The sequence below is a fragment of the Solibacillus sp. FSL K6-1554 genome (genome assembly GCF_038005185.1).
In the GTDB taxonomy this organism is placed as follows: domain Bacteria; phylum Bacillota; class Bacilli; order Bacillales_A; family Planococcaceae; genus Solibacillus; species Solibacillus silvestris.
Genome location: NZ_JBBOSS010000001.1, coordinates 3,304,854 through 3,325,947 on the forward strand (window position 1 = coordinate 3,304,854; position 21,094 = coordinate 3,325,947).

The 21,094-nt window shown below is 33.5% G+C and carries 12 protein-coding genes; 2 read left to right on the top strand and 10 right to left on the bottom strand.

Annotation, left to right across the window (positions count from 1 at the left end; all coding sequences use genetic code 11):
• Positions 1 to 87: 87 nt before the first annotated feature.
• The 10 genes from brxL to MHB58_RS16525 form a co-directional block, all read right to left on the bottom strand.
• On the bottom strand, positions 88 to 2,133 hold the full coding sequence (brxL, locus tag MHB58_RS16480) for a protease Lon-related BREX system protein BrxL (protein ID WP_340735648.1): 2,046 nt from the start codon (positions 2,131 to 2,133) through the stop codon (positions 88 to 90).
• A 15-nt stretch (positions 2,134 to 2,148) separates the two neighbouring features.
• A complete protein-coding gene (gene pglZ, locus MHB58_RS16485) occupies positions 2,149 to 4,707 on the bottom strand; it encodes a BREX-1 system phosphatase PglZ type A (RefSeq protein WP_340735649.1) in 2,559 nt (852 codons plus the stop codon).
• A gap of 109 nt (positions 4,708 to 4,816) precedes the next feature.
• Entirely contained in the window at positions 4,817 to 6,040 is a 1,224-nt protein-coding gene (locus tag MHB58_RS16490) for a hypothetical protein (protein WP_340735650.1), read from the bottom strand.
• Between the two features lie 48 nt (positions 6,041 to 6,088).
• Complete coding sequence (locus MHB58_RS16495) at positions 6,089 to 7,057, bottom strand: bacteriophage abortive infection AbiH family protein (protein ID WP_340735651.1); 969 nt, start codon at positions 7,055 to 7,057, stop codon at positions 6,089 to 6,091.
• Positions 7,058 to 7,068: 11 nt separating this feature from the next.
• Positions 7,069 to 7,932 (bottom strand): hypothetical protein, encoded by an 864-nt coding sequence (locus MHB58_RS16500; RefSeq protein WP_340735652.1) that lies wholly within the window; start codon positions 7,930 to 7,932, stop codon positions 7,069 to 7,071.
• 84 nt (positions 7,933 to 8,016) lie between these two features.
• Positions 8,017 to 11,541 (bottom strand): BREX-1 system adenine-specific DNA-methyltransferase PglX, encoded by a 3,525-nt coding sequence (gene pglX, locus MHB58_RS16505; RefSeq protein WP_340735653.1) that lies wholly within the window; start codon positions 11,539 to 11,541, stop codon positions 8,017 to 8,019.
• Between the two features lie 13 nt (positions 11,542 to 11,554).
• Positions 11,555 to 15,127 carry a BREX system P-loop protein BrxC gene (brxC, locus tag MHB58_RS16510; RefSeq protein WP_340735654.1) on the bottom strand — a complete coding sequence of 1,191 codons (3,573 nt, stop codon included), beginning with the start codon at positions 15,125 to 15,127 and terminating at the stop codon, positions 11,555 to 11,557.
• A gap of 18 nt (positions 15,128 to 15,145) precedes the next feature.
• On the bottom strand, positions 15,146 to 15,712 hold the full coding sequence (locus tag MHB58_RS16515; RefSeq protein WP_340735655.1) for a DUF1788 domain-containing protein: 567 nt from the start codon (positions 15,710 to 15,712) through the stop codon (positions 15,146 to 15,148).
• Complete coding sequence (locus MHB58_RS16520) at positions 15,705 to 16,313, bottom strand: DUF1819 family protein (RefSeq protein ID WP_340735656.1); 609 nt, start codon at positions 16,311 to 16,313, stop codon at positions 15,705 to 15,707. The genes MHB58_RS16515 and MHB58_RS16520 overlap by 8 nt, the downstream gene beginning before the upstream one ends.
• Before the next feature lie 37 nt (positions 16,314 to 16,350).
• Positions 16,351 to 16,596: a TIGR04540 family protein gene (locus MHB58_RS16525; RefSeq protein ID WP_340735657.1), complete on the bottom strand. Its 246-nt coding sequence runs from the start codon at positions 16,594 to 16,596 to the stop codon at positions 16,351 to 16,353.
• 2,936 nt (positions 16,597 to 19,532) lie between these two features.
• Between MHB58_RS16525 and MHB58_RS16530 the strand changes: the two genes are divergently transcribed.
• Positions 19,533 to 19,865 (top strand): helix-turn-helix domain-containing protein, encoded by a 333-nt coding sequence (locus tag MHB58_RS16530; protein WP_340735658.1) that lies wholly within the window; start codon positions 19,533 to 19,535, stop codon positions 19,863 to 19,865.
• A 34-nt stretch (positions 19,866 to 19,899) separates the two neighbouring features.
• Positions 19,900 to 21,069 (top strand): tyrosine-type recombinase/integrase, encoded by a 1,170-nt coding sequence (locus MHB58_RS16535; protein ID WP_340735659.1) that lies wholly within the window; start codon positions 19,900 to 19,902, stop codon positions 21,067 to 21,069.
• Positions 21,070 to 21,094: the final 25 nt, after the last annotated feature.

The window sequence follows — 21,094 nt, forward strand, 5'->3', positions numbered from 1 at the left end:
CCACAATAAGACAAAATAAAAATTGATGGAATTCTCTACTACCTATACATAAAAAATCTCAAAATATACACCAATAATTAAAACTAATCAACTCACTCCTAATGCCTTATAAACCGCATCTATCGGATCTAGATAGAAGATTGGTTGAACTTTTACAATTAAATCTGCTGGTACTGTAAAGAAGTCTCCTGCCGATGGAGCTGGTAGGAGAATTTTCTTTGCACCTGCATCCACACAAACTTGAAGAATATTGGCTAATTCCTCGACTTTCGAAATCGTCCCGCCTACCGTCATATTTCCAACAATCACAAGTCCGTCCTGCACAGGTTTATCTAACGCTCCTGAACAAAGCCCAATTAATTCAGCAATTGCAACTTGAGCAGTTAATCCGATGCCCTGTAGGTCTGTAAGATGCATTAAATAATCCTTCGTCTTGGTACTGATCGAACTGCTAACACTCTTACTATTTGCAGTGAAATATCGGAATGCTGTATCGAGGCTTTCTTTTACTTCTCTATTAGAGCCTATACCAGCTTTATCAAACTTTCCTGTGCCACTGACAACTTGGTTTTCTAATTTATAGATACCTATCATGCCTGTTACTGCCTGACCTACAACATAGACGTGCCCAGGTCTTAACATACCTTCTGGAATAAGCTTTCCTCCGCCTTGCTCAGGAACAGCAACATGCTCTTCTAGCATGGTCTCTTTATCTAAATAAGAGAACATTACATCATAAAATTCCATGCCGCCAATTTTCTTCAACTGTTCTTTTACTCTGCGACGTCCCTCCAAAGCATATTTCAGTACTTCTTCAATTTCCTCACGTGTATATTCGCCATGTGGATATAGTAGCTTCACTAAGCCTGACACTGTTTTACGTACGGCAATTGTGTCTCGTTGATTTAAGTTGTTACCTAATTTAAAATAACGGTCGATTGAATCCGCAAAGGAACGCTTTCGCATTTCACGGAAAAACTCAGCAACATAATCTACTATAAAGCCATAACGATCCGTAAAGAATTCTGGACGCATTTTAGGAATTTCCCAGCCTGGCATATAATAATGCATTCGGTCGAAGAAAGCAGTGTCGTTCGCCATTTCAGGTGGGAATGGGGCAAATAAATGAGATGTTTTCAAAAGAACATCCACACTTTGATTAATATTACCGACAAATACCATTGATGCGGATGCATTTTTTTCTTCTTTACCACGTGCAAATGATCCAGACGCCATATAATCCTTCATAATTTGAATACCATCTTTATCCTTAAATCGGATGCCAGCTACTTCATCAAATGCTACACAATCCCACATACCAACCAAGCCTACTTTGCGTGTAGTCATATTATAAAAAAGGTTGGCAACGGTTGACTGACCGCCAGATACTAATATAGAGTTCGGTGAAATTTCCTTATATACATGCGATTTACCTGTACCACGTGGTCCTAATTCACACATATTATAGTTGTTTTCCACCAAAGGCACTAAGCGTAATAATAAATGCCATTTCACACGGTCTTCAAGCTGCGTTGGCTCCATGCCTGTTGAACGAATTAATACATCAATCCACTCGTCTTTTGTGAACTGCTTACGTCCTTCAAAAACTTCTGTAATATCCATGTTTGGCATTTGAATTGGCTTTAAATTACTTACACTGAACGGATTTGTGTTACGCACTTCCTCATCAAAGAAGTAATCGATTTTCACCATACACCAAATACCGCCTACTAGTAGCTTATCAAACTCCTTCACATAGCTTGGTGGCACAGGAACGCCCTTTAGTCCCAAATTTGAAAACTCTGCTTCATACGTATCAATTTTAGGATTTAACGCAACGGTTACTTTATCAATAATGGAATATTGACCGAGTTCTCGTATTCTTGACTTAATTTTTTCTGCTTCATCTGGTCGTACAAAATTTTCAGCAAGTATTTTTTTCACTCGCTCAACGCCCTCACGAATGCTTTCTTCATCGTCTGTAGCAGCATACATACCTAATAGGTACTCCAATACATAAACAGGCACGTTTGCCCCTTCCTTAATAAGCTTTGTTAAATCTTTACGCACCACTCGCCCAGCAAACTGCTCATTTAATTTTTTATCTAAATTTAGTGTCGAAACCTCGTCCATGTTCACACCTCTTTACTAAAAGTCAAAATCACTAACAATGCCTAAGTTAATTGAAAACGGTATTTTTTCGATTACGACACCCGTTTCTACATCTTTTATATTCAAATAATAGGTTTTAGCACGGTCATACGTAATGCTTTTTAATGCAAATTGCAATTTAAATGTACGTTCTTCGGGCTTATCAGATGTACGATCCCCTATTAAAGTTTCTTCATTGGATAATACGCTTCCTTCATCATTTGCCATATAAATTAAAACAGTACGAGGAATCCATTTTTCTTCAACTTTTTCAGTTTGGAAGAACTCTAAGTTAAAAATACTATTTGTAATCTTACGTATCGTATTTGTTAGCTTAATATCCACTTTTTGAATCGCTTGTACACCTTTTTGACCAGCACGCTTATTTTTAAATGTTAATAAGGGAACAACTACTTCCTGTAAGCTCGCTCCACCGTGTACAAAATTTACGCCTGAACCTTGCAATCGATTGCGAATTGTTCCATTTGGTAAATAAACCGTTAATGCTTCTTCATTTTGTACAATAGCAGATAAATTCACTCTAATTTGTCCCTCTAATTCACGCTGCTCTTTCGATAAAATGTGACGGCGTTTTACTTCGATTACATCCATCTTTTCCTTTGCCAATTTATCACTTTCAGGAAGTTCTTCACGTTGATACAAGAAACCGTGATCCGCTGTAATATAAACATTTGAACCACTTAGATCATCGCGGATAACCTTTATTAAAGCAGATAATTGATCTAATGCTTTTTCAACGGCATTGAATGTATATATTTCCGTTGAGGCTTTGTCACCCATTGCATCAATTGTGTCATGGTAGAAGTAAATGAGCTTCTTCCCTTTAAAAGTCTCTCTACGTCCTGCCTTATTCATATCTAACACATCCTGAAAATGCACTGCAATACTATCTTCCACATACGATTCAAGTATTTTCTTACGATTTTCTAAGCCAGACGAATCCGAACCGTCAATCATCACACGACCAGATGCATCAAAATCAAGCTTATTATGCGGTAGCAAGGCAGCCATACCTAATTTTGTTACAGAAGGTACTACGCCTAACAGCGTACTCATATCACAATCACCTATTGTTTCAGCATTTAGTCTTTCTGCTAATTCTACGCCGACTTCATACCGCATCGCATCTGAAATAATGACAAAAACTCGCTCTCCTTTACGGATATGCGGTGCAATAATTGAAGAATAAAAGCTTTGTTGATTCCTCACTCCTGGCAATGACCAAGTGCTCGTCAAATCTTTTTTTACAGCTTTTGACCACTTCGTATTTAGCTCTGCCACAAACCAGTTTGTATAAAGATTTTCAACAAGTGACTTCAATTTTTTAAGCAATTCATTATTACTATTTTCATCGAATGCAACATAAAATTTACGGTAATACATATCCATCACATAATACTCTTTTACATATGCCTCCTGTATAGCAATTGGTTCACCCTGCATAAGCCCCTGCTTATGCTCCTTGTAAAACTCATGCATTTTTACGGTATAGTATAATGCCTCGTAAACAAATGTGAACTGATTATAATAGTGCTTCACTCTACGTAACTTAATTAGCTTTATATAATTTTCAAAGTCCTCTAAATTCTCCAACAAGCTATTTGCAATTTTAATAATGATTGCCTTATCAAAATAAGGAAAAATATCTGCTTGCTTGACTTCTTCAACAGGAATCGATTGAATTAAGCTTATTAAATTAATTTCTTGTTCAATTCCTACTGCGTACTCATCAAATACAACATAATCCGTTTTATGATGTCGCCAATGATCAATGAATACTAATGAATTCGTTCTATTACGAACCGCTATAAACTCTCTTAATCCACCTAAATATTCCTCTTTCATTGCATGACTAAGAGCAGTTACAGTCAAATGAATGAATAGAGTTTTCAAACTTTTCACTTCACGCTCATAGCCATAATGCTGCTCTACGTGTTTCCAAAAAGCAGCTAAATCAAAGAACTTCTCCATCTGTGCCGTGTATTTATTTTCAGTGTCATCTAGCGTATCCATTAACACCATTTTTAAGACCGATTCAAAATCTGGTGTTTTAATGCCACATAGAACGCTCATAATCGCAAGCTCAATCGATTCTTCTGTATAGTTCGTTAAACCAAAAGCCTGGAACTTCTTGAAGCGTTCTTTGTTATTGAAGAACTTTTCATATTTCTTAATAATCATCTGTAATGACTGATCAATGTGCAAGTCACTAATAATTAATGAAATACGATCTGCAAAAAATGTTTTCGAATATAACATAATATCGTACAACCAATTTTCTTCCGAATTCAATTCCAAATTCGTATAAATTAAATAGTGAGATTGCGTATCCTTCTCCTCTAATAAATGCTTCATATAATATTGATTGTTATTCGTTAATTTTTGTATTTGTACACCATCTATTGTCATTTGATCAATTTCATCAATAAATTCTTGATCTTTATCTACCCAGAACACAATTTTACGATGTTCGCCACTTTTCAGCGGCTCATTAAACGCATCCTGTAATGCAGATTCTATTTGTTCGATATTCAAATGAATCACCTCACCTTATATTATAGCCGAAAACACAAAAAAGCCTCTTCTAATTTAGAGGCTTGTAAGGAATCGAGTGTAACGGCTGCACCGATTCCAAATTATCCTTTTAAATAATTTCTTTCGAATCTTCATCTTGAAATTCATGAAGACAATAAAACTCTTTAAATTCTTCATAAATTTCAAGAAATTGATTTTTTAATTGTTTCGACATATCTAGACCATTCTCAAGTTGTTTAATGAAATTTTGACAAAGTACTGACATTTCCTTCAAGATGCTATTGCCGTAAATATTATCTAAATAGGACATTTCATCTAAAAAATCATTAGCAAATGTATAGCAATCTATTTCAGCATTTAAAAAACACTTAAGTAAAGCCTTGCACTTCTGAATTTGAGCAAATTCAAAATCTACATTTCTATTACCTATTACATCCAATTGTCTAACTCTTTCTAGAGAATAACCGTTCTCTACATATTCATATTCCACAGTACTAACTAAATCTTGTGAAATATTTCCTCCTATGATTTGTTCCAGATATTCATTAGCCAATGCAATATCAAAATCTAAAGGTTCAATACTATCGATATATCGGAAGAACGGATTTCTATCGTTCGTCTGCATTAAATATACGATTAGCTCTTTAGCTGCTATTTTCTCGTTTATATTCTGCTCTTGTAATGAGTTTTTTCTGAATTCCTGCAAAAATACCTTTTCAGCCTTGGACTCACCTCTAATTTCATACGTGTATATATTTTGTAGCCTAGCCAAACGTTCAATCGCTAAATAGTACTTTTTAGCGATTGAACCTATAACTCTTCCAAAAAAGTCTTTAAGTTCTTCGTTATTCCGGATGCTTCCTGTAAAAAAATCATTTTCATAAACTCCTGTATAATGCTGCTTTATATAGCTCGATAATTCAAGCTTTTCTGCATTCAAATTTGTTGACACATGAAATCGACCATATCTATGCTTATCATAAAATCTGCTTAATAATTGCAGAAAAGCATTTTCCCTCGAGCTCAGTCTAATATCAATATCATTTCTTAAAATTCGATTATGTAGGTCTTGATGATTGTGACTTTTCAAACTATCCTCAAAAACTGTAATATCCTCAATATTTTCAGATAATACGATTGTTACCTTCTGTAACCTCTCAATGCCAACAGCTAAATTATAGAGAAACATAAACATTTCACTTTCAATATCAAATATATTAATTTGTTCGAGCTCTTTCATCCCATTATAAATAAATGTACCTGCAATTTCGATTTCGGTTCCCATTTTAAAGTTTTTGTAATGTAAGATTGGATCTTTAAATATATCTGTCATGCGTCCAACTCCTTATTTTAAATAAATATCTCTACATGTCTCGTATCTTCATAGTTTTATAAATTCATAATTCTCAATACATAGCTTTTCAATTAAATTATTTGCTCTATCATAATCTGACGGGGAGTAACATGAGATCATCCATCTACAATTAGAAGATGTATTAGCTTTTACCTCTTTAAAATAATTAAAATCAATATCCGATAATGAATGTCCTAAAATATAAATATCATTCACATGTGACAATGTTTTAAAAAAATCATTATGTTCTGAAATAATCTTCTGGGTATCCTTATATGTTCTTTTAAAATAATCTTCTATAATCTGCTCAGCTTCTATTTCACGAAAATCTCTTTCGAATTGATATTCCATATGGTCCTCATATTCTTCATCAGTCATCATAGATAGATCCTCCTTACTCCAAAATGAATCATCATGATGTCCCAAAATTAATTTATCTTTTCGTTTAGCCTTCCCATGTACATATTTTATACTGCGTTCAGAAATGCCGTACGAGCTTTCTAGCGTATCCGTATAATTAAAATTCAAGTAAATATTACTACCCTTCATTATATGTTCGAGATATGGTAATGGTTGTACCATTGTATTTATTGTTTCAATCCAGTTTGTAAATTGTAGAGTCATTTCCTCTGTAAAATTTAATTCTTCATTAATCATAAATTGATAATCATGATTTGCACTATCTTTCCAGTTATCATCTCCATAGCCTATAAAATACTCCGAATTATCCTCTTTTAGTTGTTCATAATCTAACTGTCCCAACGATTCTTCTAACGAATACCATAAATCTTCTTCTGGAATGTACTTCTTTAATTTTTCATATAGTTCATTCTTCGCTTGGTCTTCCTTTGACATAGAATTTGTTAGTACCAGCCCTGGTGCAATATACATAGATTTCCTTTCAAATATACAAATATAATCTATGAAATCGATATATTTTGTCTTCAACTTATGTGCTATATCAAATCCATTACCTACTATTACTAAATCAGCCATAAACCTTCCTCCTATATTTCTTCAACCTCGTATGTTTTTACTATTTTCTTAATAATTCCCTTTAAATCACTTATTAGTTCTTGCGATTTATCTATGATTTCTTCTTCAAGTTCAATTTTTTTTGTTATTTGAATATCTGAATTAAATATTTCAAAAAAGTTATAATGAAGAGCAATGTATTCCGCTGGTGACATATTCAATTCTTTTTTTAATGGGGGCAATATATTTTCTTCTCCATTCATTTTAGTAAGTAAAACAGCATTATAAATTCGAACCAAAACACTATAAATTGGGACAAAGTAATTATTACTTTTATCTACACACACTTCGCTATCATACATCCCCTCATTATTTAAGAGACTTATAATTTCTTTCTCAAAGTTCCCTCTACGAATAAGTTCAACAGGTAATACTTCATGTTCTTGTTCATATCCATTACCATCTCTATCCGTGTGAATGCTAACTCCTTCAATGATGCTACCGTATAGTTCTTCATAACCTTTTTCGAATATCTCTACAATTTTTTTATGAGCAATCAAAACTATGTTAATCTGATTATGTTTTTCTACTAATGAATATAAATGATCACATTTTTTTTGCAATTCTGTTGATAAGCCATATTTATAATCATTCATAAAAATTTCTTTTAGCATAGGTGTTTCCTTTTTTACTAATACGCTCAATTCAGAACGACTCATTGGAAGCAATTCATCCAGCAACGGTTGATATATTTCATTTTTCCTTTCAATTCCTAGTGATGATTTTTTCTTACCTTGAAAATAGCCTGTAATCCCTCCCAGTATTAAACCAATTATTAATACGACTATACCTGTTAATGAATCTGTGAAAAAAGTTCCCCATTCAATTTTATCCAAAATATTCACCTCTATAATAATTTAGGAGTGTAATAGCTAAATAAAAGAGAAGCAAGTATATAACCATTGCTTCCCTTTCTATAATTAAATTTTCGCTACTAGTCCTTTAAATAGCTCATAATTATGCTTCACACCGTCATCTAAATCGATTTCAATTTGCTGATCCGCCATATGATGCAATAGCTCATCATATTTTTTTAATTCATCAATTTTCTTTTCTAGCGATTTTAATTCTCTTTTTGCCGCTGCAATTTCTTTAACAGTTGAATCACCATTTATGACATTCAATAAGACTGTTCTCTCCGCATCCATTCGATTTTGAACTTCATGTACATAATCGGTACGAATACGAGATAACGTTGTTTTGTCATAACGATGCATGTAAATTAAGCAATTGAAAGCTTTTTCTTTGCCCGATGTAAACAACCAATAAATTGGGCGTTTTTTGTATGTTTGGATATGGTCTTTGTAGAAATCATTTAAGAAATAACGACGAATCACTTCTCTTGCTGTCTCTGTTTTCTTACGACCAACTGCATCGGCAATAAAATCAAGATTTTCTTCTAAAGTTTCTTCACTAAATGTTATTCGAATAAAGTTAACGAACTTCGTTACAATATCGTCTTCAAAATATACACCTGGTAAAATTGGTAAGATGTTATCTTTTTCTATCTTGATAGATTTATAACGAGAAGCATCAAATTCTCCACCAGCATAGATAAGACCATCTTCATCAAGTGAATAACGTCCAAATGAACAACCGATAGCATAAGAAATAAACGACTTGATATCCCTTTCCAAATCAGGCTTTCGAACCGTTACATCCTTCTCATCCACATCCGGCGTCAACTCATCCTGCAAACCATAATTTTCAATAAAAATACGATTAAGCTCTTCTTCATTGGCTTTTAATTGTTGGTACTTGGATTCAGCAACCTGTGACCACTGCTCAAAAGCATTTGCAAGAGAAAGCAGAGGTACTTTTAACATAGGGTGCTTTGAAAAACCCCATGATAATTCATCAATATCCCAATCTGCTTTTGAAATATTAATATTCTCCTCCACTATTTTTTCAAAATCACTACACTTAACTAATGTAAAGGGTAGTTTATTAAAGTAACCAATATCAAAATGCATAGTAGGACTTAGTACCTTAATAATTTCTTGAAAAAATTTATTATTTAATATACCCAATAACTGTAATGCATTTACATTACTATTAGGAAACGCTGAATGTCCAGTTGCATCATAAATAAAACCTCTTGGATAATAACGAAAGGCATTAGTTGATGAAGTAATATCAGACCAAGAAACTGATTCCCTAAAATAGTAATTTAAATTTTGTGGTCTAGATCTTAATTTTCCATTTTCATCTTTAAAATTTCTAATTTCTTCCCCGTCATTTCCCCAATTCACAACATATTCATGATTACCATACCATTTCCTAAAAGATCCACCTTTATTATACGGGAACCACTTATAATTTGATTTTGCCGCTATTTCTCTGGATGAAAAATTAAAACCAATATTGCTAAAATCACACTCAAACCATTTCCTTAAAAATCTATCATTGTCTGCTGTTTTTAATCCTTGCTTCGCTTCAATAATATCTCCAAATATAATTGAATCCTGTAATAGTTGAGTTATCTTATTTCCAATCCAATAAGCAATAGGAGTCCCAGCAATTTTTTTAAAACTTTCTTGATTCACTGTATAACGATATTTTAGCCCTGAATCTTTGACTGCTTTTAATGTCATTATTGATTGATTTTCTGATCCTCTAAAATCTGAAAGACGAATGTATTCGCCTGTTAATCCAGATTGATAATTTCTTAATGTAAATGTACATATTGGCACAGTTGCTCCATCAAAACCAGAGTACTCTAATTGAATTAAGCTGCTTATGGTTTTATCTGCTATAATTTTATTTCTTAGCTTTTCATACGACACAATAAACATCCAAACAAACGGCGTCATAAAACCAATTTGTCCATTGGTTTTTGTTCTCTCAAAACTTGAAGAAATAAATGCTGAAAATAAGTCTGTTTTTACATCACTATAATTATTATCCAAATATTCCGCAACTTGATTCGTTATATATTTATTTCCTACATATGGCGGATTCGTAACAAATACATCATATTGTATACTCATTAAAAATGCTTGTTTCACTAGACCTTTAAATAAAGTAAATGTACGTTCTTTCATTTCTAATTCGAATAAATCATTTGATTGCTGCTCAATTGCTATTAAACGTTGTTGTAAAAAATCAAGATTATACGCTTCTACTTTGAGCAGAGAGCCAATTGCTTTTGCGTGCTTAAACTGTTCAATAAAAGATTTCATCTGATTGAATGATTCACCTTTGTCTTCACCAGCTAAAAAGGCAATAACTTCATCGGCATCTTTCTCTAAAACAGTTTTCGTTTCCTGAAACGCAGCCAGGTTCATTTCTAAAGGTTCACGCTCTATACTACGTAAAAAACGCTTATTAAATTGCTGTGCCTTCATCACCACTGTAAAACTAGCTAGTTGAAATGCTCGATTATCAATATCCAATCCGTATAAATTCTTTTCAATAATCAACCGTGGAATTTCACGTTCCATATAACCGCATTTACTATAAATTTCATAAAGTACATCAAACATATAAGCAAGGATATGCCCACTTCCCATTGAAGGGTCAAAACATTTAATATCCTCTACATTTAATTCTTTATTAATGTATGGTGCGATTTTTTCGTCAAAGTCTGGTTCTGGATTTGGGTTTTCTAAGTAGTACTCCCAATTGTCAATTAAGTCACGGTGTTCGGGATGCGACTCTATCCAATAACGTCCTAATGCATTTTGCACCATATAACGAACAATCCACTCAGGTGTAAATAGCTGTGTGGCATATGGTATTTCTTCTACTTTATAACGTTTCTTCGCTTTAATTACACGCTCATTTTCTTCTGAAATATAATATTGATACAACCAACCTACTATTTCTACATTTGCCCAATCCTCTTCTGGTATCACATTCACATCTGTCATAGCACGTAAAAATGTATTTGTTCCTAAAAGACCTTTAGGGAACAAAATCTCCATATAGCCTTCAATCGTCTCGAACATAAAAGGCATATAGCGGTTCAAGTCATTACAATGTACTTTAATCAGATATTCAAACAACTCATCCGTTTTATTTTCAATTTTCAAGTTATAAACCAATTCTTTATCAATCGGTAAATCAAAATTCAATGCATCTTTAAACATATCCGGTTCTGTACTATCTAGATTCACTGAAGAAAGAACACGTACCTTTGTTGGTAAGTAATCATTCACTTCCATATAACGCAGTGCGATGAAGCGGTTAAACCATGTATACGCCGCTTCCTTTATTACCTCTTCATACCCAATTTCGTTAATACGTGCGATTAGCTTATTGCGTTGCTTACGCTCCACATCGGAAAGCGGATTGCCATCAATAAAGATGGCATCTGAGCTTTCTAATGATGCTTGTTGATTTGCTTCAGGCGTAATGCCTAGCTTCCGTGCTTGTAGCTGAATTTTTTCATGCAATTCGCTACGTGCTTCTGTTGCAAAGCTCTTTAAAGCCGATTTATTCATTGCTCAACATCCTTTACTCAATAAACTCAATTTGTTTATTTGATTTGATAATTTGCTTTAACTTTGCAGACAACGTTGAAATATATTGATCTACATCTTGCTCTGTTGCAAGTGTTTTCATTGGCACTAATTTCGTCACTTTTACAGATTCTTTCTGAACAACTGGTTCCTCTACTGATGGAACATTTGATTCTCCACCGATTATTTGTTGTTGCTCAGCTTTACGCTTTGCTTCCTGTGCTATATCTTGATTAATGATGCGGCTCAATCTATCCTTCAAGCTACTACTTTGCGAAATCGTAGCATCCACCTTATAAATGTCTGTAAATGCTGCAATATCAGTTAATAACTTCGTAAAATAAGCTTCCACGTTTTGTTTTGTTTCAGTAGATACGCCATATTGTCGAGATAATAATGCTACCTCATCATAATCTAGCTGCACCTTTTCTTGTGCAAAGGCAATTTTGTCTGTTAAGACCTTATTAAATGAAATATCAAGAGCATTCGTTAGCTCTGGGATTTCTTTAATTTTCTTATATGGAATCTGATCATTCAGTATCGCCTGCAGTTGCTGCATTGGCTGCTCAATTTCTTCACCATACAAGTAAGTCTTATTGTCCTCATACTTTTTATACGCAGCCAAGCCTTTATCAAATAGCTCTTTTTGATTCGTCCCAAAGAAGCTCTTTACATACGCAATGTCTTCTTCCCAATCTAACAGGTTATCCTCTAGCTCTTTTAGCTTTTCAAAGAAGGAAACGCTATCTAATTTGGCATCAAACTGCTCAAAATACTCTAGCCCTTTATTTAATAAGCTCATCCCTGGATATTTACGTCCTTCATAGTAAGCCTTGTAGCCTTTAATTTCACTGATTTGCGTTTCTATTAAGCCTTGAATGTCTTTAAGTAAGCCATCCTCATCATCTGCTAGGTTCGTTGTATTGAACACTTCCTTACAAATACTTTTAGCAGTTCGAATTAATGCTTCATCTACTTTCGTGCGTTTTACAACAATAGCTTTTTCTGACTCTGACGACTTGACTAAAGCTGTTATAATTTTATTCGTATCTTTTGCTGGCTCAATATATTCGGAATTGTAGCGAATGCGAATACGTTGCTCTGTTAATAATTCAGCAATAAGTGCAGCAATATCTAACGGCTTCCACCCATATGGCTTATCCTGATAACGATCATATATTTTCTTTACCGTAATTTGTTTCTTAATTTGATCCTGTAAATCAACAAATTCAAATACTTCACGCTTTGCCTCTTGGTTAGGCTTTGCCACAATGGAATCATCTAATGACAGCTGATTGTTATCCGTATTTAATAAAGCAACTAAGTCTTTTTCGTTTTCTAAGTGATCTACAATATAGTCTTTTTTACTAAAGACGTTATCTACCAGCACTTTAAATGCTGCATTGACTTTTTCTTTTACTGAAGAGCCTTTAATTTCTACCTTTTCTCCGTAAATGTAGAACTCTGCATCCTTAATCGCTTCTGTTAATAAATCTCTTACTCGGCGTTTACGGTCCTTCACTTCGACCTGCTTGTTATTTAAAATGTTTTGAATGTTTTCAGGTTGCTGTAACGGATTTTTCTTTTTACGATAGTCCTCAATTTTTAGGGCTTCTTCCATTTCCTCTACATAAGAATCATTTGCACCGAGCTTAATCAACATCTCTCCACTTCCAGATGTTAGTAACATTAGTTCCTGCTGTGATTTTTGATAATGATCCGATAATGGTGAAATAATTTGTATACCAATCGAAGACGTTTGGTTGCCGTAATTTTTTTCATCCATTTTTTGATTGAATGAGAACGCATATTGTTTCAAATTGAATCGTTTTTCATCATAAAGGTCGAGGAATATTGCATTCGCTAACTCACGTTTTAGAACATCCTCATCGATCGTCACTTGCTTAATTTCACGGTTAATATCTTGCTCATCATCTGTTAAGAACACATAGTAGTCACCGTTTTTCTGAATTAATGTTTGTGCTATCAATTTACGCACAGATGATTTAATTTTTTCTTTTAACTGTAGTTTATCTTCATCAATATTGGTTACCATCAATGTTGCAATGTTATCGATCGTAGCTGGCAGCTCTTTCACGTACTTAATCATAAATAGCACTTTTAATAAGTCTATGTTGAACTCATCATCTATCAAGGCTGGGTTTTCTTTTGCTCCTTCAATTACACGTGAAATCGCTGGGTTTAAAAATTCCTTGATAGTATCGTAAAAGGCATAGAAAGGAATTAATGTACCTTCTTCTTCCTGCTTGTAGTATAATGCTGCTTCTTTAAAGGCAGATAGCATTGAACGCTCTCCCTCAGATAAATGTTTACCTGACGAACCATGTTTACGTACTTGTTCAAATACATTTTGCAGCAATTTAAATTGATACGGTATAAATGGGTACACTTCCGCAAATTCTTGTTCATGATCATAGCCACGTAAATCAGCTGTGCTTTCACGGAAGCTAATTAAATTTTTTAATATTGCACTTTTCTCTGGATAAATAGCCTTTAATTTATCTGTTACATGCGGTTGCTTTTCTAAAATACGCTTTTTGATTACTTCATCCACTGAAATTGAAGATAAAGACAATCGAGTATCAAAACGTCCTTGAATACGCGAGAAGTCATCACCTTTTACTTTAATAATCGAATCAATACTTTCCTGAGAAGTAACCATTACCCAAACTTTACCTTCAGCATATGTACCCAAATCTTCTGTTAGTGTTTGCAAATTAAGCATTAGATTGCGGTTATCGCCAATATATTGACCAATTTCATCGACTAAAAATACTAAATGGAAATTTGGACCCTTCGAATCTATATATTCCTTTACATCTTTCGCAAATGTTTGAATATCCATTTCAAAGTCATCTACTTTTTCTTCAATCCACTTCCGTGCAGAAGCCTCTGATAGATTAATCACTTTTCCTAAAGCTTCAATAACATAGTCTTGATCAAAATAGAACGTGCTACGGCGTTCTTCCCAGCTTTCGCCTACAAGCGATTGGAACTCCTGCTTAAATGCTTCAAATTTGCCTTGCTTATCAAGGTATTTCTCCATTTCAGCAACACCTGGAATATCTCCGTAATAGCCACGTCGCTCATAAAACACTTTCATAAACACACGTAAAATAGCATCTTCTTTCGATTTGTTATCTAAAGAACTTTTTGAATCAATATTAAATAAAACAACTTCCGTTTCAATGTCTGCTGCTTTTTTCATATTGGCATACACAAGAGGATCTTTAATCTTATCTTCAAATAAACGTACAGGGTATTCATTTTCTACCATACGATTTTCTAGTAAGTATGCCAAAATCTTTAAGAAATGCGATTTACCTGAACCAAAGAATCCACTGATCCAGACACCCATTTTATCCGTTTTTCCAACAATTCCACGTTGGTAGTTCTCATAAAATTTTGAAAGGTGCTTATGTAATTCCTGCGTAACTACGTATTCATCAAGTTCATTATGAATATCTTTATCGCTCGTTTGAGCTACTTTAATAACGCCACGAATGTCACGCTCAATATCTTTTAAAAACATGTCCTTTAAAATCATCTACATATCCTCCCTGTGCTAATCAATTAATCGAAATGCTCGGTAATAGTTGTCATCTTTAAATTTGCTAAATAGCTGTAAGGATTGCCCATCATATTGACCTGGGAAAAACATAACAACTGGTGTTTTATCTAAAATTTCTTGTAGGTTGTTCAAAATGTTATGAGAACGAACGAATGGATACACCTTCCCTACACCTGTAAGGAAAATCACATTATGACCATCTAATTTTTTTTTGATTTTATTAAGGAATATTTCAGGCTTCGCAAAGGTTGTCATTGCTTTAAACAATGCTTCCTTACCCTGTCTTTCTTCCATTTGAAAAATCCGCTCATAAATACGCTTTTCTTTCGTTATTTCTAGAAGCGTCTTATATAAGTCCACCTCTAAAATTTGGAGTGTTGAGCCCTCATAGTCAAATTCCTTTTTGATGTGCTGTATATAATCTCTCATTTCAAGCTCATGAACAGGTTCGTAGTCAAATACATAGAAGCTAATTTCATTACCTAAACCTCTACCTTCAATGAACTTATCTTCTTTTAGCTTTGGAATAATTTTGTCCAGTCGCTCATTAAAATTAGCCATGATACCCTCCTACTTCACCCATTGCCTGTATGTACTTAGCATCACCAAGATGATTAAGATGAATTTTCACACGATCATCGATATACAAACGGTTTAACTCATTTGATTTTAAATCTTTCAGTAGACCTGCATTTAACAAGATTTTTTTAAATACCTGTTTAAGTTTTGCTACTGTTGTATCCGACCAGACAGCCATAAATTCACTTTGCTCCATCTTTGCCGCAAAAAATACATTAATATCGACTTTATCAAGAGAATAATCATTATTACTTAATTTTTCAGCCACTACTTCGTTCATAAATTCAAAAAATAATCGGTCAAATTTCATGATGGCGTATAAGTTAATTACTTTGCCTACTTCAAACGGTTCCTCAATCAATAGTTGAACCAATAAGTCATCTAGTAAATCCACTCGCTTTAAAATATACGGCATCGCTCTTTTAACACTTGATAGTTTTTCATATTGAAAGATATTTTCCTCTAAAACTTTATTTCGAATTTCTTTATCCGAATATCCTTGTTGTTTTAATTTTGCTACTTGCTTCATCTCGTAAAGCATAAATCCAGCACCTGTTAAGACTGAAGAGTATTCTATATCCATTGTCATTGATCCCTCGCTCTCTTACAAGACTATTTCACTAATTAATTTCTACAATTTTCTTAATCAATGTAAGTCTTCTTTTTCCACATTGCTGCTGAACGATTTTTGTAAAAGCCCCATCCTTCATTAACTTGTCAGTGTTATTTAAATACATACTATGTACATCAGAAATAAATTCCTCTTCAGTTATCGCCTCTTGCCAATACGCGTCTACTACTTCATTTATAGCCTTTGCTAAATCACGCTGTGTACGATAAAAACGTTTTACAACCAACTGTAACACCTCAATTACATTATTTGCACAATATTTATATTCTATTCTTACTTTATTCTTATAAAAGGAATACTTCAAGGACGAAATCAAATATACTAACATAATTTTTTAACATTTCAATTACTATGTTATTTACATACATTGAATCAGCAATCGTATGAAGTTACGTAACTAAGGTCATTAACTTCTACAAAATACAAGTGAGTGTATAGTTTATTCATTTTTGCTGATCCACTTGTTTAACGCTACATAATTTTGCAAGCAATCATTGCTACTTTCCTGTTTTCACTTCAATCATGGCAACAAGTTAAGTAGTGCAGCATTCCCCTTATGTGTAAGCGATTGGTTAGGGGGATATTGCCAAAGTAAAAATGCCCTTCAACCCTTGGTGCTAAAGGATTTTTGATAAAAAAGTTGAAATTTTTTTCGAATTTTTTTCGAAATTTTTTTATCTTTATATTCGAATTTTAAGCTCTAATTAGACTAAAACCCTTGGAGGTATCAAATAATAGTTTTTTTGGTCGAATCCTTCCATCGCTATTTAACCCATTGTTACTGGAATAATTATTTAATAGTTTCCCTAATCATTTCCTTCCAGCAATAATCTCTCTATTTTATAAATATAGCTCAAATATTCAAGAAACCTTTATGGCTTTTTTGATATAAGTTGTATAAATGTTGTGTAACTAATATTATTTTTGGCATAAGTTATATAATTGTTATATAACTTTTTTAGCATTATTTTGCTCTGTATGAGCTTTTTCATTGGAAGAATCTAATTGTAGTTTTTTCGGTCATTCTCTTCCTCTTAAATTTTCTTCAAACTTATATAACAGTTGTATATAAGTTACATAAGTGTTGTTTAAATGTTATTTAACTTATATCCTTTTCCATATAAATGCGGCATTAATATACGAGAAGCACTATGACTTTCGGTATAAGTTATATATATGTTGTATAAATGTTATATATATGTTGTTTAACTTATTTCATTTTCCATATAAATATGGCTTTAATATCTGAGAAACACCCTATGCTTTTTCGATATAAGTTATATATTTGTTGTATAAAAATTATATAAATATTGTATAACTTATTTCATTTTACATATAAATGTGGCTTTAATATCCGAGAAACACCCTATGCCTTTTTCGATATAAGTTGTATAAATGTTATATAACTATTTGGCAGTATAAAATTAAAACACTTTTAATTAATAGGAAATTGGTATTTAAACCTCAAATGTCGCTACTGATCCGAACGTTCTTATATCCCCTATTCGTTTGAAATTATTGGCTTATGATTTAGTCGCCTTTAATACAGGCACGCTTTAATTATGTCTAAATTGTGACAACTATGTACAACAAATTCCTATATGTGTGTACGCACTCATTTCCTCCTAGGAACTAGAGGCAGGTATTGGTGTACATTCCGTACGTGCGTAAGCCTACTTGTTGGCGGATCACTACAGGCGAGCTTTACGGATTGCTCTCGCTCCAAGCCCGCTTATGCCATTTCGTCTACTAGCACGTACCACGGAAAACCAAAACTCTATCAATTAAAAAGAAAAAGGCATTTAGACCTCAGATGCAACTGCTGACCTAAATATCCTTATAGCCCCTATTTTTTTGAGATTATTAGCTTAGGGTTTAATTGGCTTAACGGAAGGAACGTCATAATTGTGTCTAAATTGTGACAACTATGTACAACAAATCCCTATATGTGTGCACACACCCGTTTTACCTTCGAACTAGAGGCAGGTATTGCTGTACATACGTCCGTGAGTAAACCTACCAGTTGTCGTATTATTACAACAAGCGAGCTTTACGGATTACTCTCGTTCCGAGCACGCTTATGCCATTTCGTTTAATGGCACGTATCATGGAAAACCCAGAAACTTTTAATTAAAAAAAATGACATTTAGACCTCAAATGAATCTGCTGGTCTGAATGCTCTTATAGCCCCTATTTATTTGAATTAATTGGCTTAGAATTTAATTTGACTTTACGACAGGACTGCCACAATTGCATCTAAAATGTGACAACTGTGTACAACAAATTCCTATATGTGTGCACGCACTCGCTTCCTTCTTCGAACTAGAAGCAGGTATTGGTATACATTCGTGCGTGCGTAAGCCTACTTGTTGTGTCGGATTACTATAAGCGAGCTTAACAGATTACATTCGCTCCAAGCCGGCTAATACCATTACGTTTACTAGCACGTACCATGGAATATCAAAACACTGTTAATTAAAAGAAATTGGTATTTATACCTCAATTGATGCAAGTCTTCCCCTAAGTTTTAAGAATTACTTTCATTACTTAAAATCGTTTAGAGTCGACATTCTTATACTTTATATGACATTTTCTGTCAGTCTCAACCCTAAAATACAAATAAACACCTCTATGTAATCCTTCTCCTCAAATCTAAAATTTCCGATCAAACAATATAGCTACTTAATTCAAATGTTTAGAAGTAAACAATTTTATTATCTTAATTCTGGCTTTTGTCGTACTTAGAATGCTGATAAATTGCTGGTTCTATGGATCCAATACTTTTTCAAGAATTTTCATTTCTGCAAGTTTGTAGAGTGACGTAGCTATACTTCAGCTGCCTTCACATCTTATAACCGACAATCAGACGTGTTCGACACTTTTTTATGAATATTCATTTCTGCAAGCGTATAGAGTGTCATAGCTATACTTCAGCTGCCTTCACATCTTATAACCGACAATCGGATGTGTTCGACACTTTTTTATGAATATTCATTTCTGCAAGTGTATAGAGTGTCGTAGCTATACTTCAGCTGCCTTCACATCTTATAACCGACAATCAGATGTGTTCGACACTTTTTTATGAATTTTCATCTCTGCAAGTGTATAGCATGGGGTAGCAAATCTTTACTGACTTAATAACACTACTATCTATTACGGAGGAACAAACAAATGGAACAAACTATTGAAAAATCAATCGAAGAAAAAATTGAAAGATTAATTGCACAAAGCCTTGAAAAAATCCTTAAAAAAAACATTGAATCACTCCTTGATACAAAGCTTGATTCTTACTTTGAAAAAAAACTTGATGAAACAATTGGTCAACATAATGAGCATGCAGCTAAAGAATGGCTGAACGTTCAGGAAACTTGCGACTATATGCGAATTTCCTATAAAAGTTTACAAAAGCTTATTGATAAAGGGCTTAAAGGTATTTCAATTGGTCGCAGCAAGCGATTCTCCAAAACGGAAATCAATCACTTTTTAAAAAATGTACAAGCATAAAAAATAATGGAAATCACAAAAGGAGATCATTCTAATGACAACAATGGAAAAAGCAGTTAAAGAATATATGAAAAGAGGCGTTCCACATTATATGGTGAAAATGTATGGGGGTATCGATCCTTATACGAAAAAGCAAATCGACATCACAAAGCGAGGTTTTAAAACAAAAACAGAAGCTAAAGCTTTTTATGCTCAAAAGCAAGCAGAAATGCTACAACGAAATGATACTGACAAGCCAAACCTTACATTTGAGCAATTCTATCATTCTCACTATGAAAGATACCTTCAAAATTGTTCCCTTGAAAAAAGTACTTTAGGGAAAATTAAAGGTATTTTCAAAAACCACATCCTACCTTTTTACGGAGATTTAAAGCTTAAAAATATTTCTCACCAAGTTACATTGCGGTCTTTTGAAGTATGGAAAGAAAAATTACAAAAACCATCAAAGGTAGCAATCGAACTAAAAAAATGCTTAGAACAAGCTGTCTATGACGATTTCATTATGAAAAACCCCGTTAAAATCAAAGATTTACGCGTATGGGAAAAAAAGGAATTAAGAAAGAGAGACAACGCACAAGGTGATAAACTATTCTATACATCTGAAGAAATAGATTTATTTATTCAAAAGCTGAAAACAACAGATGATATTTCAAAAATCGCAATTTTTCTAGTGTTTGTAAATTTAGGTTTACGCAAAGGGGAACTACTTGCACTGCAATGGCAAGATATTGATTTTCAAAACAAAAAAATCCGTATTCATCAAGCTATTGGTACGGACGAATCGAATAAGCCTTATATTAAAAGCACGAAAAACTCGTATGAAAGAACAATTGATATTGATGAAGAAACTTTACAAGCTTTATTAAATTGGAAGGTACTTCAAGCAGAGCAATTAAAGTGGCAACATCTTGAGCATCAAGGTGACAAGCAGTTTATCTTCCCAAACAATAAAAATACTTTTTATAATAACAGCAAGTTAAATGCCTGGTTAAAAAAGTTCCAAACTCAACACGGATTAAAGCTTGTATCAATTCATGGCTTACGTCACTCTTGTGCTACCAGCATCTATTATCGAACGAATGATGTAAAATTCATTCAACATTTCTTAGGTCACACAGACATAACAACAACGGTAGATACGTATATTCATTGCATTCCCGAATTAGGCGGTATATTAGTAAAGCCATTTAAACGAGCTGCATAAATAATCGTTAATTGAATCTCGATTC

Excerpts from the sequence above, each read along its gene's own strand:
- brxL (WP_340735648.1), bottom strand. The coding sequence starts at position 2,133 with ATGGACGAGGTTTCGACACTAAATTTAGATAAAAAATTAAATGAGCAG.
- MHB58_RS16490 (WP_340735650.1), bottom strand. The coding sequence starts at position 6,040 with ATGACAGATATATTTAAAGATCCAATCTTACATTACAAAAACTTTAAA.
- MHB58_RS16495 (WP_340735651.1), bottom strand. The coding sequence starts at position 7,057 with ATGGCTGATTTAGTAATAGTAGGTAATGGATTTGATATAGCACATAAG.
- pglX (WP_340735653.1), bottom strand. The coding sequence starts at position 11,541 with ATGAATAAATCGGCTTTAAAGAGCTTTGCAACAGAAGCACGTAGCGAA.
- brxC (WP_340735654.1), bottom strand. The coding sequence starts at position 15,127 with ATGATTTTAAAGGACATGTTTTTAAAAGATATTGAGCGTGACATTCGT.
- MHB58_RS16515 (WP_340735655.1), bottom strand. The coding sequence starts at position 15,712 with ATGGCTAATTTTAATGAGCGACTGGACAAAATTATTCCAAAGCTAAAA.
- MHB58_RS16520 (WP_340735656.1), bottom strand. The coding sequence starts at position 16,313 with ATGGATATAGAATACTCTTCAGTCTTAACAGGTGCTGGATTTATGCTT.
- MHB58_RS16530 (WP_340735658.1), top strand. The coding sequence starts at position 19,533 with ATGGAACAAACTATTGAAAAATCAATCGAAGAAAAAATTGAAAGATTA.
- MHB58_RS16535 (WP_340735659.1), top strand. The coding sequence starts at position 19,900 with ATGACAACAATGGAAAAAGCAGTTAAAGAATATATGAAAAGAGGCGTT.